The organism is Acidovorax sp. SRB_24 (assembly GCF_012931925.1).
Genome location: NZ_MWOM01000351.1, coordinates 1 through 261, shown reverse-complemented (window position 1 = coordinate 261; position 261 = coordinate 1). Strand labels below are relative to the sequence as shown.

At 65.1% G+C, this 261-nt stretch carries 1 protein-coding gene; it reads right to left on the bottom strand.

What is annotated here, in order from left to right; genetic code table 11:
• Nucleotides 1–128: 128 nt before the first annotated feature.
• On the bottom strand, nt 129–261 hold a 133-nt coding region (locus B2J89_RS22235), incomplete at its 5' end, for a sigma factor-like helix-turn-helix DNA-binding protein (RefSeq protein WP_305792665.1).

Genomic DNA, 261 nt, shown 5'->3' with positions numbered 1-261 from the left:
CAGGCCGTGGGCGTGCGCGCTGTCTCGGGCGCGGGGGCCCGCATCTACCGCTCGGCCAGCTGATTCCAATGGAATAAGGCAGCGGCTGCAGGCCGCAATGCGGCCCTTCTTCGGATGAATGAACGCCCTCAGTGGCTGCGCATCTTGGCGCGCAGCCGCGCAATCGACTGGCTGTGCAACTGGCACACACGCGACTCGGTCACGCCCAGCACCGCGGCGATTTCCTTGAGGTTCATGTCCTGCTCGTAGTACATGCCCATG